14 protein-coding genes are annotated in these 16794 nt (G+C 43.5%); 6 read left to right on the top strand and 8 right to left on the bottom strand.

The window, feature by feature from the left end; genetic code table 11:
* Nucleotides 1-359: 359 nt before the first annotated feature.
* The gene (locus tag AC27HD_RS16570) at nt 360-821 is read left to right on the top strand and encodes an RNA recognition motif domain-containing protein (protein WP_032095585.1); all 462 of its coding nucleotides are present in this window, start codon (nt 360-362) and stop codon (nt 819-821) included.
* Between the two features lie 64 nt (nt 822-885).
* Here the strand turns inward: AC27HD_RS16570 and AC27HD_RS16575 are convergent, their stop codons facing one another.
* Nucleotides 886-2208: a DUF5610 domain-containing protein gene (locus tag AC27HD_RS16575; RefSeq protein WP_487107213.1), complete on the bottom strand. Its 1323-nt coding sequence runs from the start codon at nt 2206-2208 to the stop codon at nt 886-888.
* Between the two features lie 202 nt (nt 2209-2410).
* On the opposite strand from AC27HD_RS16575, the gene trmA reads away from it, so the two are divergent.
* Nucleotides 2411-3517, top strand: a complete 1107-nt coding sequence (gene trmA / locus AC27HD_RS16580; RefSeq protein ID WP_487107215.1) for a tRNA (uridine(54)-C5)-methyltransferase TrmA — start codon at nt 2411-2413, stop codon at nt 3515-3517.
* A 44-nt stretch (nt 3518-3561) separates the two neighbouring features.
* On the opposite strand, the gene fabR is transcribed toward trmA, so the two are convergent.
* The gene (gene fabR / locus AC27HD_RS16585) at nt 3562-4155 is read right to left on the bottom strand and encodes an HTH-type transcriptional repressor FabR (protein ID WP_032095582.1); all 594 of its coding nucleotides are present in this window, start codon (nt 4153-4155) and stop codon (nt 3562-3564) included.
* A gap of 281 nt (nt 4156-4436) precedes the next feature.
* Between fabR and AC27HD_RS16590 the strand changes: the two genes are divergently transcribed.
* Entirely contained in the window at nt 4437-5564 is a 1128-nt protein-coding gene (locus AC27HD_RS16590; RefSeq protein ID WP_487107217.1) for an acyl-CoA desaturase, read from the top strand.
* Nucleotides 5565-5739: 175 nt separating this feature from the next.
* Nucleotides 5740-7155 carry a Si-specific NAD(P)(+) transhydrogenase gene (sthA, locus tag AC27HD_RS16595; RefSeq protein WP_032095580.1) on the top strand — a complete coding sequence of 472 codons (1416 nt, stop codon included), beginning with the start codon at nt 5740-5742 and terminating at the stop codon, nt 7153-7155.
* Nucleotides 7156-7201: 46 nt separating this feature from the next.
* On the opposite strand, the gene AC27HD_RS16600 is transcribed toward sthA, so the two are convergent.
* A complete protein-coding gene (locus AC27HD_RS16600; protein WP_032095579.1) occupies nt 7202-7507 on the bottom strand; it encodes a hypothetical protein in 306 nt (101 codons plus the stop codon).
* A gap of 124 nt (nt 7508-7631) precedes the next feature.
* On the opposite strand from AC27HD_RS16600, the gene AC27HD_RS16605 reads away from it, so the two are divergent.
* Nucleotides 7632-8210 carry a uracil-DNA glycosylase family protein gene (locus AC27HD_RS16605; RefSeq protein WP_487107219.1) on the top strand — a complete coding sequence of 193 codons (579 nt, stop codon included), beginning with the start codon at nt 7632-7634 and terminating at the stop codon, nt 8208-8210.
* A gap of 31 nt (nt 8211-8241) precedes the next feature.
* Here AC27HD_RS16605 and AC27HD_RS16610 read toward each other — a convergent pair whose 3' ends face one another.
* Nucleotides 8242-10482 carry a bifunctional diguanylate cyclase/phosphodiesterase gene (locus AC27HD_RS16610; RefSeq protein ID WP_487107221.1) on the bottom strand — a complete coding sequence of 747 codons (2241 nt, stop codon included), beginning with the start codon at nt 10480-10482 and terminating at the stop codon, nt 8242-8244.
* A gap of 141 nt (nt 10483-10623) precedes the next feature.
* On the opposite strand from AC27HD_RS16610, the gene AC27HD_RS16615 reads away from it, so the two are divergent.
* The gene (locus AC27HD_RS16615; RefSeq protein WP_487107223.1) at nt 10624-11532 is read left to right on the top strand and encodes a TIGR03899 family protein; all 909 of its coding nucleotides are present in this window, start codon (nt 10624-10626) and stop codon (nt 11530-11532) included.
* 45 nt (nt 11533-11577) lie between these two features.
* Here the strand turns inward: AC27HD_RS16615 and AC27HD_RS16620 are convergent, their stop codons facing one another.
* The 4 genes from AC27HD_RS16620 to AC27HD_RS16635 form a co-directional block, all read right to left on the bottom strand.
* Nucleotides 11578-12324, bottom strand: a complete 747-nt coding sequence (locus AC27HD_RS16620; RefSeq protein WP_487107225.1) for a phosphoadenylyl-sulfate reductase — start codon at nt 12322-12324, stop codon at nt 11578-11580.
* Entirely contained in the window at nt 12314-14035 is a 1722-nt protein-coding gene (gene cysI / locus AC27HD_RS16625; protein WP_487107227.1) for an assimilatory sulfite reductase (NADPH) hemoprotein subunit, read from the bottom strand. Before cysI ends, AC27HD_RS16620 begins: the two co-directional genes overlap by 11 nt.
* A complete protein-coding gene (locus AC27HD_RS16630; protein WP_487107229.1) occupies nt 14035-15870 on the bottom strand; it encodes an assimilatory sulfite reductase (NADPH) flavoprotein subunit in 1836 nt (611 codons plus the stop codon). Before AC27HD_RS16630 ends, cysI begins: the two co-directional genes overlap by 1 nt.
* Nucleotides 15871-16035: 165 nt before the next feature.
* Nucleotides 16036-16791 carry a TIGR04219 family outer membrane beta-barrel protein gene (locus tag AC27HD_RS16635; RefSeq protein ID WP_032095574.1) on the bottom strand — a complete coding sequence of 252 codons (756 nt, stop codon included), beginning with the start codon at nt 16789-16791 and terminating at the stop codon, nt 16036-16038.
* Between the last annotated feature and the right edge of the window lie 3 nt (nt 16792-16794).

Consider the following 16794-nt stretch of genomic DNA (forward strand, 5'->3'; position numbering starts at 1 on the left):
CTTGGTGATTCACCTCTCTCGAAGTGGAAGCGCATTTTACATCGTTTGTTTTTGATGTCAACCTTGTTTTTAAACTTTTTAATTGTTTTTAAACTTGGTTTTGCGTTTCAGTTTGAAGTTGCTTGAAGCGCCCTCAAAACGTGGAGCGCATTATAAATAGCTGAACTAAAAGATCAACACTTAAATGGTGTTTTTTTGCTGTTTAATGAAATTATTAGCTTAACCGTTCATTTCTCCATCATTTCTGCTAGTTTTATGCGTCTTTAGACTAGTTTTTTCACATTTTATTGTTCAATTTGTTACAAATGAGTAAACTAGCAACGGCCTTCAACCCAAAAAAACAATAGAAAGGTAGTTATATGAAAGTAGGCTTTATTCAGTGCACTATTATTAGTGCCATTTTTGCAATCGCAGGTTATTTATTATTTTCTTCAGCGAGTTTGGACGTTCACGTTCCATTGACTGTCTCCGCTGCACTTCTGATCAGCGGGATCGTTACGCCTTGGCTAGCTTCACTTATCCAAAGCTCACCTTCTTCAGATGGCGATGCTATCAGTTCAGATGCTGTTGAAACACTTTACGTCGGTAACTTGCCGTATCGTGCAAATGAAAGCGCAGTAAAAGAATATTTTAGTAGCTATGCGGAAGTTCAATCGGTTCGCCTAATGAAAGATCGCAAAACAGGTAAACGGAAAGGTTACGGCTTTATAGAAGTAGTAGCGAAAGATGTAGACTCTGTTATTGAAAAAACTAACGACTCCACTTTCCAAGAACGCACCTTAAAAGTGCGACCGGCGAAAGAGAAAGTCGAACACGCTTAAATAAAAAAGCCTGGTTTAAACCAGGCTTTTTTTTATCTGTTAGTTTTTACCTACCAGTTTTTACCTATGACTTAGAAGAAGACTCATTACTATCAGTATTGATATCTGCCTGTGGCAATCCATCTAATAATGTCTGATTAAATGTGTGGAATCTATTTATCGCACTAATCAGGTCTGGCACCTGAACGTCTTCCATATTACTAATGAGTCCTGCTATTAATGCATTGTAATCTTCATTAGACGCTAAGGTAGTTTCAGCATTCTCAAACGTATTCATCATCTTTTCTAAATACTGAGATACTGGGCTTACTACATTACCATACTGGCTACGCTGATCCTTATCTTCGTTATAATGCTGTATATTTTCATAAGCCTTTAATACGTCAGTTTGGGTAGACCTATTTAACTGCAGTGCGTAACCCACTAATTCTTTATCGTCGAAGCCTAAACTCAATGCCTCTTCAAAGGCCTTGTCAACGTCACCTCTATAGAACGTATCTGCTAGGTCTTGAACTTGACCCACCAAATCGGCAATAGACTTCATTTCAGCTTCATCTAATTCTCCCTTCAGGGAAAAGCTAATTCCACTTCGTTCATAATATTCAAATGCCGTAGTTTGCTGTGCCGACACGCTAGTTGTTGTTGCGCCATCACCAGATCCATCACTGATTGATTGGGTTTGAAACGACGTTTGTTGACTAGCTTGGAATGACTGCAAGCTTTCAAAGCTAAAGGTGACTTCATCGCCGTCTTTTGTACGTATAGACAATTGTCCTGACTGCTCGTTAGATACCGACGCAGCGGCAAGTGTTGATACACGCGCTACATTGCCGTTCTCCAAACCCTGTCGATTGAATATATCGGTTTCTAAATCGTCTATACCCGTATCGATAAGTTCACGACTTTTACTGATCCCGTTTTCAAGCTCTTCGTTCATGAAGCCTGCTAAGTCTTTTTCTGCCATTGCAAAGCCTCTGCTCACGCCTTCTCTTGCTTGGCTAAACAGACCGTTAAGCTTTTCATCACTCGCACCACCGTCAGCAGCACCGCGAATAACACCGCCCACAAAACGCATTACATTTTTAGCCACTTTTTCGAAATCGAATAGGCTATTGTTCTTTTCTTCTACTTTCTTATCAGCCAGCTCTTTTGGCTTCTGTCCATCAATCTCAAGAGTTTGACTAAGACTACCGCTGACTACCCGCAACCCAATACTCGTTTGCGTGCTGTTGACAGAAACTGTTGATGCCTGCTGCTTAGCTAGTTCAGCAGCCTGTTGCAATCCATCTTGCTGAAGCTGCTTTTTCAGTGCCTCATTAGGATGAACTGCTGTCTTTTGATCGGCCTTCTGATCGCCCATAAAAGCCTTAATTTGACCCACGTTCATAATTTGATCCTCACTATCCTCATATAGTTTATCGGCACTAACTCAATATTGTTTAATTTTAATACAGAATATTTTACTACGCTTAACATTTAGGTTTGCACATATTATAGAAGCCTCTACAATTCGCGTCCTTGTGAGAAGTGACATTTGAAACGACTTCTCTTGTAGATGTTAGCCCATAGCTTTTGATGGAGAACAATTGATGGAAAATAAGACGTCAGATACCAACCTATTGCAGTACCAAGCACAACTCGACGAAAAAGTAGCTCGTCTTGGTTCGCTGCTTTCTGCATTTGATGCACCATCATTGTCAGTATTTCCCTCATCACCTACGCATTACAGAATGCGAGCCGAGTTTAGGGTTTGGCACGATGGTGACGATCTTTTCCATATTATGTTTGATCAGCAAACAAAAGAAAAATATCGCGTAGATACGTTTGAACCTGCCTGTGAGGCAATCAATAAAGCCATGGCGGCACTTTTAGACATAGTGCGCCCGAGTGAATCACTGCGTCGAAAGCTGTTTCAAATCGATTACCTGTCTGCACTGTCAGGAGAATTAGTCATAAGTTTGTTGTACCACAGACAGCTAGACAGCGAGTGGGAACGCGAGGCAAATGAACTTAAAGATACCTTATCTAGGCTCTTTCCTGCAGTCAATATTATTGGTAGAGCCCGCAAACAAAAGATTATTGTTGGGAATGACTTTGTAATCGAAAAGCTGCCCATTAATAACCGCGAATTTGTATTTAAGCATATTGAGAATAGTTTTACCCAACCCAATGCCAAAGTGAATTGCGACATGATTGAATGGGCACTGGACTGCGTTAAGCCGCTTACTGGCGATCTGCTGGAAATGTACTGTGGCGCAGGTAACTTTTCAATTCCTCTGGCCATCCACTTCGATAATGTGATTGGTACCGAGATAGCGAAGCCTTCGGTAAACGCAGCCCAATACAATATTGAGCAAAACCATTTAAACAATGTAAAAATAGTACGATTAGCGGCAGAAGAATTTACTCAAGCCATGCGAGGCGAGCGTACTTTTAGTCGTTTGGAAGGTATTGAACTTAGCGATTATAACTTCACTACCGTACTAGTCGATCCGCCTCGTGCAGGGCTAGACGAGGATTCATTAAAAATGATCCAAGATTACGACAATATTATTTATATATCCTGTAACCCTGAGACCTTAGCCGATAATTTGCAGGTATTGTGCACCACTCATACTGTAGCTAAAACTGCGTTATTCGACCAATTTCCATTTACCCACCATATAGAAGCTGGCGTGTTGCTAACGAGAAAGTAATGGGTTGAAGGTAAGGTATTAATAGAGACCGCGCTGTTAATGCCTTATCTTTTTATCGTTGCTCCGAGTTGAACAAATCGCAATTGCGTTTTTACTTTCTCCCCAATTTCGCCGCGCAGCTTATCATCAGCCTCAAGGGCTTCTGCTCCTGCGCTAAAAACAAGTCTCACCATCGCGTCGGCTTGTATATGCGCCGATGCATATTCAACACCTTGCTTTTCAATTATGTAATCGGTTAACTCGTCAATAAAATGCTGAATCTCTCTGAATACGGCCAGTCGATAAGCTGACGATGTACCCGTGTGCTCTCGCAATAACAATCGAAACACATTGGTGTTTGCCGCAATAAACTCCATAAAAGTTTCAACGGATGTATGAATAACACCACCGCCAGACGCAATTCGTCGCCTGGCCTGCCGCATTAATTGCCTTAGTGCTAAACCCGCCTCGTCGACCAACGTTAAACCAAGTTCGTCCATATCTTTGAAGTGTCGATAAAAGGAAGTAGGTGCAATACCCGCTTCTCGCGCTACTTCTCGAAGACTAATCGCTGATAAGCTTCTGTTTTCATCAAGCAAAGAAAATGCTGCATGAATAATATTTTGACGGGTTTTTAATTTTTGCTCTTGTCGGCTCACGTTAATACCACTTCTTCATTCCTTATCAGATTATCCCATTGTCTGCTTTAAGACGAAACATAACTTTGCACAGCATTTTACATTAACGTCAGTGTTTTAGCATAAATACAGAACGCTAACGTAATAATAGTGTCCTAACATTGTCATCAAGTTTAAGAATAATCGAACTGGTCTATAATAATTAAAGTTTAGCTAGGTTAGCAGAACTTAACCTAGTTTTACTTGCCTGAGAATGCATAAAACGATAAATTAGCGAACAGTTGTAAGCCAAGTAGTCAAAAATGAAAAAACCTCCTCTTATATTAACGAACGTACTGGTATTTATTATATCCGGTGCGATTGCATTCATTGGTGCCCCACTATGGGTGGCGCATCGCGGAATAGACTGGGTCGAAATAAGCGCTGCTATATTCTTATTTTACTTTACCGGTATGTCGATCACTGCCGGTTATCATCGCCTTTGGTCGCACAAAACATACGATGCGAACATTGTAGTACGCGTAATTTTAGCGATTGGCGGTGCAATGGCGCTGCAAAACAGCATATTACATTGGTCTTCAGATCACCGAGTTCATCATCGCCATGTAGACGACAATGACAACGATCCATACTCAGCAAAGAAAGGTCTGTGGTTTGCTCATATTGGCTGGATGCTTCGCGAGTACCAATCTAATCGTTACGATGATTATGGCAACTGCAAAGACCTGCAGAAAGACAAGGTAGTAATGTGGCAACATAACTATTATCTACCCATAGTATTAGTGGCTAATTTCGGAATTACTGGTCTGTTGGGTTGGTTGAACGGCGATGTAATGGGCATGATCCTAATTGCTGGCGTGCTTCGACTGGTACTTGTTCACCACGTGACGTTCTTCATCAATTCACTTGCTCATTTCTGGGGCGACCAGCCTTATACCGATAAGAACACAGCAAGAGACAATGGTTTGCTAGCATTTTTCACTTTTGGTGAGGGGTATCACAATTACCACCATATCTTTGAATATGACTATCGCAACGGCATTCGTTGGTATCAATTCGATCCGACAAAATGGCTAATTCGCGGGCTGTCGTTTGTTGGTTTAACCACGAACCTACGAAAGGTTCCTGAAGAGCGCATAGAAAAGGCGCTGGCGGCAATGCAGCTTCAACGAGCGAGCGAAAAAGTCTCGATGCTTCCAAATGCCGATGAAATGATGACTACCATTCAACAAGAGTACGATTTACTTATGCAACGCATGAGCGATTATTACTCTACGAAAAAGCGCATCATGCGAGTGAAGCAGAAATCTTTTCAACGCACACTCGAAGGTTTAGAGCTTACGTATAAGTACAAAGAATTGAAGCATTCATTTGCAGTTCAAAAAGAGAAGTGGCTGCAGCTTCAAACGCTCTCTTTGCAAATGGCTTAACCACCCATACATTACAACTGAAATGAAAAACCACATGTAATTCGTTGCATGTGGTTTTTTTTATGTGCTATTTACTACTAGAGTTATTTGTATAGGTAGTAGTAAGGTGTGAGTGAGATACAATGAAAGCAGCTCATACAATCCTTACGCGTTCACACTTAAACAGGAAGACAACATGGCAGCAAAGCAAAAAACTCCATCGTATCATTACGACGCAATAGTTATTGGCACAGGCCCTGGCGGAGAAGGGGTTGCGATGCAGCTAGCGAAAGCCGGTAAAAAAGTGGCGGTTGTTGAGCGTTATGAGGCAGTTGGAGGCGGGTGTACACATTGGGGAACTATCCCATCTAAGGCGCTTCGTCATTCGGTAAGTCGTTTAATTGAATATAACAGTTCGCCCCTCTTTGCTGACAATCATTTAAGCAGAAGCTTAACGTTTTCAGAAATCATGCGCCACGCAAGTGGTGTTGTTAATAGCCAGACCCGTTTAAGGTCGTCGTTTTACGACAGAAATCGCGTTACCTTATTTCACGGCGAAGCCAGCTTTATCGATGCACATACGCTTCAGATAACCCGCGAAGACGGGTCGAAAGACATTGTTACGGCAGGACAATTTGCATTAGCAACGGGGTCTCGCCCCTACACTCCTAAAGATATCGATTTCAATCACCCTCGTGTGTACAACTCAGACACCATTTTATCACTTAAGCACGATCCTAAATCTATTATCATTTACGGTGCAGGTGTTATTGGTTCGGAATACGCGAGTATTTTTCGCGGTCTGGGTGTGAAAGTAGACTTAGTCAATATGCGCGATCGCCTGCTATCGTTTCTCGATACAGAAATATCAGATGCGCTGAGCTATCACTTATGGAATAACGGTGTACTTATACGTCATAACGAAACCTATGCGTCGGTAGAGACAACAGACGATTCTGTCATTCTTAATTTAGAATCTGGTAAACGGATGAGGGCAGACTGTTTGCTATTTGCAAACGGAAGAACGGGTAACACAGACACGTTAAAGCTTGAGAATATCGGTTTAAAAGCTGACAGCAGAGGCCAGCTGAAAGTGAATGAAAATTACCAGACCGACGTAGATAATGTTTATGCTGTTGGAGATGTGATTGGGTATCCTAGTTTAGCATCTGCCGCTTATAACCAAGGCCGTTTTGCAGCTGAAGCAATGCTAGCTGGTAAGACTCATGCTTCATTGGTGGCCGATATTCCATCAGGTATCTACACCATTCCCGAAATTAGTTCAGTTGGTAAAACTGAGCAAGAGCTTACAGCAGCGAAAGTGCCCTATGAAGTGGGGAGAGCTCAATTCAAGCACCTAGCGCGAGCTCAGATTGCATCTACCCAAACCGGTAGCTTGAAAATACTGTTCCATCGTGAAACTAAAGAGATACTGGGAATTCATTGTTTTGGTGAGCGTGCATCTGAGATTGTGCATATAGGCCAGGCAATTATGCAGCAGAAGGGAGAAGGCAATACGATTGATTACTTTGTGAATACCACCTTTAACTATCCCACAATGGCAGAAGCTTACAGAGTTGCCGCTATCAATGGTTTGAACAGAATATTTTAGACAAAAAAAGCCGGCAAATGCCGGCTTCTCGTATTAACACTTCATTTTAATTTCTGTTTGCTGCAAGCGCGTTTAGCGACTCTTTGTGTGCAACAATGTCAATATGCATTTTTTCTTGATCGAATGTCATAGTGGCAATCGCATAATCGCCTTGGCTTTCGCTCGCGATATTAACAAGTTCTTGTTGAGCATTACGGAAACTAATGTTGTTGCCAATTGTGTTGGCCATACATTGGTTATTCATTTCGAACGTTTTAGCGTCCATACAATCGAAAAGCTGGTCACTACCAGAGTCCGCATGCGCTATGCCAAATGAAGCTAAAAGGGCTAAACTGAATACTACTTTACGCATGTCTTTTCTCCTTAAGTACATTATTGTACTGTTAGTATAAGAATACGCCATTTATGGGAAGTAGTCAATCTGCATCATAGCTTTGTGACAGTAATATGACAAAGTGAAATATTTGGAGAAAAAATTGGCTGGATTTGCACACGCTGAATTTGCACACTTACTACACCGAGCCAAAACGTGTTCACTCTGCGCCAGTGAACTATCTCATCCGCCACGCCCAATTTTATCTTTAGCGGAACGCACAAAGGTACTTATTATTAGTCAAGCGCCAGGGTTAACGGCTCACAAAAACTATATCCCTTTTATTGACCCTAGCGGTACACGCCTGCGACAGTGGTTGGGCGTGGATAAAGAAACGTTTTACAAACCAGAACTGTTTTCCATTATGCCTATGGGCTTCTGTTTTCCAGGTTATAAGAATGGCGCAGATGCGCCACCTATGAAAATATGTGCTCCAACCTGGCATGAGTCTCTGCTTAAATTCGTACAACCCGAACTCACCATTTTAATAGGACGTTACGCGCAGCAGTACTATTTACCAAAATATAAAACGCTTACCGAAGCCATTAAAACAGAGCACGAGAACTTTATAGCGCTGCCTCACCCATCTGGACGGAACAATCGCTGGCTGGCGAAAAACCCGTGGTTTGAAACACAAACAGTACCCACTTTGCAAAAGACTGTCGCTGCGTTAATGGCCTAGGGCGCGATCTTTGTTGTATGGGTTTCAGACTTTACGTTTCGTCTCTAGGTAGCCTTGTGTTTTTTAGTAACTCAACTAACTGATCAAACGGCATTGGCTTGGCAAAGAAAAAGCCTTGAGCTTCATCGCAACCAAGTTTAATCATATAGATTGCTTGCTCTCGAGTTTCTACACCCTCTGCAATGGTTAACAACCCTAGCTTGTTTCCAAGAGTCACAATAGTTTCCGCAAGCACCGCAGCGGAGCCTGGTTGGATATCTTTTACAAAAGAACGATCGACTTTTAATCGGTCTAAGGGTAGCTGCTGTAAATAACTCATTGAGGAGAACCCTGTACCAAAGTCGTCGATAGCTATTTTCACTCCGTAATCTTTTAAAACGCGCAGTGCATCGATGACAATTTGTGGTTCATCCATAACCACGCTCTCGGTGATTTCTAGCTCGAGTAAACTTGGATCGCAATCAGCCTCGGTGAGCGCATTTTTGACTTTATCAACAAAAAATCGGTCTCTGAATTGCGGGATAGAGATATTTACCGCTACCCGCAGGTGTCCGTGACCAAGCTCTCTTAGCTGCTGGAGTCGTCGGCACGACTCTTCTAAAACCCACTCGCCAATATCAACAATAAGCCCGGAATACTCTGCTAGCGGCACAAAAACAGCTGGTGATATATAACCACCGTTTCCATCAGGCCAGCGCAGTAAACCCTCCATACCAACCACTTTGTCGGTCAGCAAATCCACCTGCGGTTGAAACCATAACTCTAGCTTTCGGGCTGCGAAATCACTACGCAAACGTCGAATCATGTCTAGACGCCACGTTGTTTGGTCTTCAATATCTTTAGCGTAGTATTCAAAATTATCGGTAAGCTTTTTCTTTGCGCGGTTTAAGGCGATATTGGCTCGCTTGAGTAAATCGATGCCGATATTGCGCTCGTTATCTACTTTGCACAGGCCCACTTTTACTTTGACTGGCAGCACATGCTCATCAACCACAAAAGACGAATCGAACAGGGCATTGATTACTTCGGGGCAAACGTCACTTTCTGGGCCAATTAGGCCAAAAACATCGGCCGCTAATCTACTAAGACGTGTGGTGCTGGGTAACGTTGACTGCATTCTTTCGGCAATAGCTCGAAGTAAGTCGTTGCCGACTTCCTGCCCTAGCCCATCATTAACATCGGAGAAGTGATTAACATCAACAAGCGCGACGCAGCAATTTTTACTAGCGATATTGCCTGGGTTGTCTAGCATGTTGATAAATTGGTTGCGATTGGGAAGACGGGTTAGCCAATCTCTGAAAGCGGCGTTACGAAGCTCGTGAAATAAATTAACGTTTTCATATCCAACGGAAATGCTTGATAAAAACACTTCAAGCAGATGTTTATCTAATTCATTAATGCTCTGAGTTTGGCGCATATACACAGCAGCCTCAAAGCCTGCTCTACTTATGTATAAAACCGAACAGGATATATCGAATATATGTTGTTTTAATCGTAGGCAGCGATGCACATTTTCTGTAATTTCATCATTATGAATGGTATTTACAGGCTGATTGATAAATTCAGCATATTCTCCCGCCGCTCCAAGCACATAAATATTTTCATCATCTAGGTCAAGCAAGGAGCCCGCTCGCGCGCACAAGAGTCCTTCTGACTCAAGTCCAATGAGCGAGCTAATTTGCGTGACTACGCCTTCACAAAATGCTTTGACAGAATGCTCTTCGAACAAATTTGCCGAGGAGGCAATAATTTTTTCGAGACCAATGCGACTCTGGCTAATGGTAATTATCTGCTGATAAGAGCGAATTGAAGAGATGATCGTTGTAAGTAGCTTAGATCTAGTAAGCTCTGTCTTGGTTTTGTAATCGTTAATATCGTAAAGCTTAATCACCTGCTCTTCAGGAGCAAAGCCCGGTTGACCTGTTCTAAGAATAATACGAGGCTCATTTAAGCCCATTTCTTCGCGGATGTACTTTACTACGTCGAATCCCGCGTCGTCGGTTTCCATCACTACGTCGAGAAGAATAATAGCTATAGTGCTGCCATATTCATGGAGGCGCTCTTTCGCTTCTTTAGCTGAGTGGGCGTGAATGAAGTTCAACTTACGATCGTTGACTATCAAATCAGACAACGCAAGACGGGTGACCGTGTGAATTTCTTCATCGTCATCAACAATAAGAATATTCCAGTCTTTCCCGAGCTTTAGCTCAATATCTGTCGCATCGTCATCTAAGAAGATAAGTTCGTCGTTTTCGTAATCCGTTGCCGACATAACCGCTTAATTCCCCAATTTAAATAAAACATAACTGCGCACAACTGTATCGAGCTTAACGATTACATTGATAAAACCGATGTGCAATGCAATAGTGACATCCTGTTACTCATTGTTACAAATGAAATTGTCACAACTTTTATGAAAATTAACCCACAGCATCTAACCCAAGAGGTAAAGAAAACGCCACCGCCTCTGCGTAGTAAAGAGGAGCCCGTTAATCCAGCGGCTCACTCTAAGGAATCTACAAATAAAAATGCAGAAATTGAGGCGAGCAGGCAGCGTATGCTGTCTTGGTTTTCTAGAGTAGGTATTACCCCGTCGGCGCTGTCATTAGATCCGAAAAAACAAGAACATGCCCTCGAGCGGCGTAAAAAAATACTTCAGATACAAAAAGCGAATAATTTAAAATCTATACTCAATATAGCACTAAATGTAACAATCAACGAACAAACAAGCGACAACCTTGATCCAGATTGGTTTTTTGCATTTAGCACGTTAGCTGAAGAAATTTATAGCGCGCCAATGCAAGAACTGTGGGGGAAAATTTTTGCTGTTGAAGTATCCAGGCCCGGTAGTTTTTCACTGCGAAGCTTACAAACTCTGAAATCTCTTACACATCGCGATGCCAAAGTGTTTATCAAGGCGGTTAACGTAGCGAGTAAACAAAATAATGACTCTGTGCCGCGTATCTTAGTGGGTTATCACAAGAGAAAAAGGCTGCTTTCAATTTTCAAAAAACCTGTGCCAGAACAGATTAACCTTGCGAGTGTGGGATTAAGCTATCCGGATTTGCTATCACTTCAAGAGATGAAACTGATTTATGCCAGTGAAATTGAAAGTGGTGAGTACAGAGAAGGACAGCAGACATCGTGGCGATGCGTTAACGACACCTTTTCACTTACGTGTAAAACCCAAGGCGTAGCGCTGGTTTATTATAAGTTTACGCCCGTTGGAAGTGAGCTGTTTAAGCTTGTGGGGAAAAATACAAACCCGCTCTATATGCAAAATATAAAAGCGATTTTAACTGAAGTGTTTAACATTGCATGACTGCTTGCCTCACACAAGTGAGACACATGCAGTCAGCCATGTAAATTAAATACCACCACCGAATTCGTGCAATCCGCACTCTCTTTTAAGACCAAAGAAGCGTGTATCTTGCTCTTCCATGCCCTCTTGTAACGACTGTGTGGTATGCCAGTCGCCAATAGACACGTAGCCTTGCTCCCAAAGCGGATGATAAGAGAGATTGTGCTCTTTTAGGTAGTAGTGCAGGTCTTTATTGCTCCAATCTATGATGGGATAGAGTTTAAACTGCCCAGACACTTTTTGCAGAACAGGTAACTTCCCTCGAGAATCTGACTGACTGCGACGCAAACCAGCAAACCAAGTTCCAGCATTAAGCTCTTGCAGCGCTCTTTGCATGGGCTCAACTTTGTTAAGAGAATTGTAAGTTTCAATTCCCTCTATGCCTTGCTCCCACAGTCTGCCAAATCGAGCCTCTTGCCATGCTGATGACATATTCGCTTGATATACGTGTAGGTTAAGCTTGAGCTTAGCAACCAGTTCATCGATGAATTGGTAAGTCTCGGGAAACAAATAGCCCGTGTCGGTTAACACAACAGGAATATCTGGCTTTGCTTGTGTCAGCATATGCAGCATTACCGCAGACTGAGCACCAAAGCTTGACGACACAATATGAGTATCAGGCAAATTATCAAAGGCCCATTCCACTCGTTGTTGTGCCGTCATCGCTTCGAGCGACCCGTTGATATCAGCAAGCTCTTCCTTGCTGATATCTAGCGATAATACTTGCTCTGTAACCGCCGTATTATTGCTCATAGAAATCACGCGCTGAATCAACTACCGGTTTAACAACGCCGGTACGAACAACAAAATCTCCAAACGCTTCGCCGTCTTCTCGATTGCTAGCCCACTGGCCAAACAGCGTATCGAGCTCTGACATGATTTCTTGCTCGCTGATGTTTTCACGATACATACGAGGGATACGTGTCCCCTCCCTGTCGCCACCTAAATGCAGGTTGTACTTGCCAGGGCCTTTTCCTACTAATCCTACTTCAGAAAGCATGGCACGACCACAGCCATTCGGACAGCCCGTTACGCGGAAAATCACGCTATCATCAGCAAGCCCGTGTTTGGCTAATAGTCCCTCAAGCTCAGTGACAGCGTCAGGTAAGTAACGCTCAGCTTCTGCCATTGCCAGCGGACAGGTTGGTAGTGACACACACGCCATTGAATCAAGGCGCTGATTAGATACTGCAGGGGCAATTAATCCGTGCTCACGAGCCAATGCTTCTACTTTTTCCTTGTCGGCTGGCGCAACGCCGGCGATAACCAGGTTTTGATTAGCCGTTAGCCTGAAATCGCCTTTATGAATCTTAGCAATTTCTGCACACCCTGTTTTTAAGGTCTTTCCGGGGTAATCTAGAATTCGGCCGTTTTCGATAAATACAGTTAAGTGATACTTACCGTCGATGCCTTCTACCCAGCCAAAGCGGTCACCACGTTCGGTAAACTCAAACGGTCGACTCTCTTGAAACGTAACGTTTGCACGCTTTTCAACTTCAGCTTTAAAGTTATCTACACCAACGCGTTCAAGGGTGTATTTGGTTTTTGCATTCTTACGATTAACACGGTTACCCCAGTCGCGCTGCACAGTCACTACCGCTGCGGCAATATCGAGCGTGTTTTCTAGTGGAATATAACCAAAGTCAGTGGCTTTGCGAGGATACGTACTTTTATCCCCGTGAGTCATGGCAAGACCACCGCCTACTAATACGTTAAAGCCAACCAGCTTGCCGTTTTCTGCAATGGCAACGAAATTCAAATCGTTTGCGTGTACGTCAACGTCGTTTTGCGGTGGAATAACAACCGTGGTTTTAAACTTACGCGGAAGATAGTTATCGCCAAGAATAGGTTCAACCGGCTTCTCTGTGGTTTCCACTTTTTCGCCATCTAACCAAATTTCAGCGTAAGCACGTGTTTTAGGAAGTAAGTGCTCGCTTATCTTTTTAGCCCACTCAAACGCCTCTAAATGCAGTTCTGATTCTACAGGGTTCGAGGTACACAATACGTTTCTGTTTACATCACCGGCTGTCGCAATTGAATCGATGCCCGCTTTGTTCAGCATTTGGTGCATCGACTTAATTTTTGGCTTAAGTACGCCGTGAAACTGAAAAGTCTGTCGCGTAGTTAACCGGATACTGCCGTACAACGTGTGATCGGAAGCAAACTTGTCTATCGCTAGCCACTGGTCGGGCATAATTACGCCACCAGGTAACCGCGCACGCAACATCACATTTTGCAGCGGTTCAAGCTTTTGCTTAGCACGCTCTGCGCGAATATCTCTGTCATCCTGCTGATACATACCGTGGAAGCGAATTAACTGGAAGTTATCAGCCGTAAAGCCACCTGTAAGATCATCTTTCAGGTCAGTTTCTATTGTTCCGCGAAGGTTTTTACTTTCGCGCTTTAATCTTTCGTTGTCGGCTAATTTGCCCTCAACAACGAATGGAGAGTTTTCATTACTCATTAATAGACATCCTTTTGATAACGTTTCGCTTTACGCAACTCAACCACGTATGATTTTGCTTCCGCTTCTGACTTGCCACCGTGCTCTTGCACAATCTTGATCAGCGCTTCTTCAACATCTTTCGCCATGTGCATAGCATCGCCACACACATAGAAGTGAGCGCCCTGCTCTAACCATTCGAATACTTCTTTACCATTTTCGAGTAGTCGGTGCTGAACGTAAACCTTCTCTTCTTGATCACGTGAGAACGCTAACGTTATTTTGTCTAGCAAGCCTTCTTTTACATAGCCTTGCCATTCAACTTGATACAAGAAGTCTTGGGTAAAGTGCGGGTTACCGAAAAATAACCAGTTTTTACCTTCTGCTTCTTGTACGTCTCGCTCTTGCATAAACGACCTGAACGGCGCAATACCTGTTCCTGGGCCAACCATAATGACTGGCGTATTAGGATCGGCAGGCAAGCGGAAGTTATCGTTGTTTTCAACAAATACCTCTACTTCTCCGTTTTCCTCAAGGTATTCGCAAAGGTAACCCGATGCGCCGCCCTGATGACGTTCTCCAAAAGCCTCATAATCAACGTGTGCCACTGTAAGGTGAACTTCGTCTTCTACATCGGCCTGGCTTGACGCAATTGAATAGAGTCGCGGCGTAAGAGGGCGCAGTGCGTCAACAAGTTGCTGCGCTGAAATACTGCCAACATGGTCGCGAACAATATCAATAATTTGTCTGTCGGCCATGTAAGTACGAAGTTGTGCTTTATCTTCCATCAGCGCTGCCAAACCTTCCGACCCCGTCGCAGCCTGATAGGCCTTGATAAAATTAGGATAGCTCAGTGTTAACTCAAGCTTAGAGGTAAGCGCCTCTTTTAGCGTCATGGCACTTTCTGCCACCACTACCTCTGCGTTTTCATCAAGAGAAAGCAGTGCAATAAGGTCGTTAACCAACGAAGGGGCATTTTTAAACCATACGCCAAGGGCATCGCCTGGTTTGTAGGTAATCCCTGAGTCTTCAAGGCTAATTTCGATATGACGAATATCTTTAATCGAGTCTCTGCCAGTGATTTTTTGCGATTCGATCAGCGAGGCAGTGTAAGGCGCTTTCTTTGTGTAAGTTTGCGCTGGGGCTCCCGCAACCGCGACACCGGTTTGTGCCGCTACGGCCGGAGCTGCTGAGGCTGTGAAATCTTCTTTCAACGAGTCGATGAAGCTGTTCAGCCACGCCTCTGCTTCGGCCTCGTAATCTACATCACAATCTAAGCGGTCGATAACCGCAGTTGCACCTAATTTAGATAAACGCTCGTCGAAGTCTTTGCCGGTTTGGCAGAAAAACTCGTAGCTACTATCTCCTAGGCTTACTACGCCGTACTTTGTATTTGCTAACTTTGGCGCTTTTTTACTTGCCACATATTCATGCAGCTCGATGGCGTCGTCTGGCGCATCGCCTTCACCATGAGTACTAACGAACACGGCAACGTGAGTTTCGCTTTTAAGGTTGCGGGCTTTATAATCGGCCATGCTCACCAGCTTGCTGTTATACCCAGCACCTTCCGCTTTCGCTTGGCACTCGTGCGCTAACGCTTTAGCGTTACCAGTTTGAGAGCCGTACAAAATAGTAAGAGTAGGAGCATCTCCCGCTGACACAGGTGCCGCTTGTAGCGACGGCGCCACTGCCCCGCCCTGCGCAGCAGCCATACCCGCAGCATAACCACTCACCCATGTGAGCTGATCACGATTTAGACCAGCAATAGCTTGCGTTATCGCATTCCACTGCTGTTCATTTACTACCGCGCCTGGCGCTGAATTTGACACTGTTGTTGAGTTAGAATCTTTTGACATAGTCTTATAGCCCTTTTTCGATGTCGCTAGGCTAACGACTTTATTCAAGAAGAGAAAAGAATAAATGAGACTTTTTTATTACTGAATGTGCTTAAAAGCATTATTGAAATAAAAAAGGCGCTATCTGCGTAGCAGAAGCGCCTTCATTAATACCTGTTACAAAGACTAGAAATGTAGCTCTAGCCCAGCAAATACGCCGTCAAACTCCATGTCGGCATAAACATCGTCTAAGTCTTCAATATCAACTGTGACGTTTCTGTAACCTAGTTGCACCGTCATGTCTATGGCAATACTTTCGATAAAAGAATAGGCAACAGCCACTTGATAATCACTTAACTCATGATCGTCAAAGGACAAGTAGCTTCCTTCGGCATATGCAGACAACCCTGTAAACGGTAAACCAACCTGAATTTTTGAGTAAGCCATTGGCACAATGCCTGAGAAATCTGCAGACCCTTGCGTCGCACTTGCTCTATCGTTTACTAGCAATGCACCATCGATGTATTTTGCATTGATACCTAAATCGAAACTTACCAAGTCGTTATCGAACAACTCGTAGTAAAGAATAAGATCGGTAGAGGTTAAATCAATATCGGTAGCAACTTCGCTATTTGCCGTATAAAGCTGACCGTCAAAAGTAAAGCTAGAGTCGAGTGTTGTTACACCTGAATTGTCTAGAGTTGTTTGGTTTATCTTAACATTCGGTAAAAACGGAACCGGATGTTCTAGTGCGATATACACCGACGAATTGGTTTCATCGTCAAAACTAAAGTTTGCCGTATTATTGGTATCGGCAAAGCCACCTGACGTGTCGGTTTGCCATGCCTGAGCCCCAACATAAACCCCAGCGATAGTATCAGCGTGTGAAGATACAGATACCAGTGCGCATCCGAGTGCGGCAACTAAAAGACTCTTTTTCATTCA

It is taken from the genome of Alteromonas sp. 4NS20-0143, assembly GCF_057542855.1.

What these genes read in the sequence shown, in the direction of transcription:
- cysI (WP_487107227.1), bottom strand. Translation starts at nt 14,035, where the DNA reads ATGAGTAATGAAAACTCTCCATTCGTTGTTGAGGGCAAATTAGCCGAC.
- AC27HD_RS16570 (WP_032095585.1), top strand. Translation starts at nt 360, where the DNA reads ATGAAAGTAGGCTTTATTCAGTGCACTATTATTAGTGCCATTTTTGCA.
- AC27HD_RS16575 (WP_487107213.1), bottom strand. Translation starts at nt 2,208, where the DNA reads ATGAACGTGGGTCAAATTAAGGCTTTTATGGGCGATCAGAAGGCCGAT.
- AC27HD_RS16635 (WP_032095574.1), bottom strand. Translation starts at nt 16,791, where the DNA reads ATGAAAAAGAGTCTTTTAGTTGCCGCACTCGGATGCGCACTGGTATCT.
- sthA (WP_032095580.1), top strand. Translation starts at nt 5,740, where the DNA reads ATGGCAGCAAAGCAAAAAACTCCATCGTATCATTACGACGCAATAGTT.
- AC27HD_RS16590 (WP_487107217.1), top strand. Translation starts at nt 4,437, where the DNA reads ATGAAAAAACCTCCTCTTATATTAACGAACGTACTGGTATTTATTATA.
- AC27HD_RS16615 (WP_487107223.1), top strand. Translation starts at nt 10,624, where the DNA reads ATGAAAATTAACCCACAGCATCTAACCCAAGAGGTAAAGAAAACGCCA.
- AC27HD_RS16620 (WP_487107225.1), bottom strand. Translation starts at nt 12,324, where the DNA reads ATGAGCAATAATACGGCGGTTACAGAGCAAGTATTATCGCTAGATATC.
- AC27HD_RS16610 (WP_487107221.1), bottom strand. Translation starts at nt 10,482, where the DNA reads ATGTCGGCAACGGATTACGAAAACGACGAACTTATCTTCTTAGATGAC.
- AC27HD_RS16600 (WP_032095579.1), bottom strand. Translation starts at nt 7,507, where the DNA reads ATGCGTAAAGTAGTATTCAGTTTAGCCCTTTTAGCTTCATTTGGCATA.
- AC27HD_RS16630 (WP_487107229.1), bottom strand. Translation starts at nt 15,870, where the DNA reads ATGTCAAAAGATTCTAACTCAACAACAGTGTCAAATTCAGCGCCAGGC.
- trmA (WP_487107215.1), top strand. Translation starts at nt 2,411, where the DNA reads ATGGAAAATAAGACGTCAGATACCAACCTATTGCAGTACCAAGCACAA.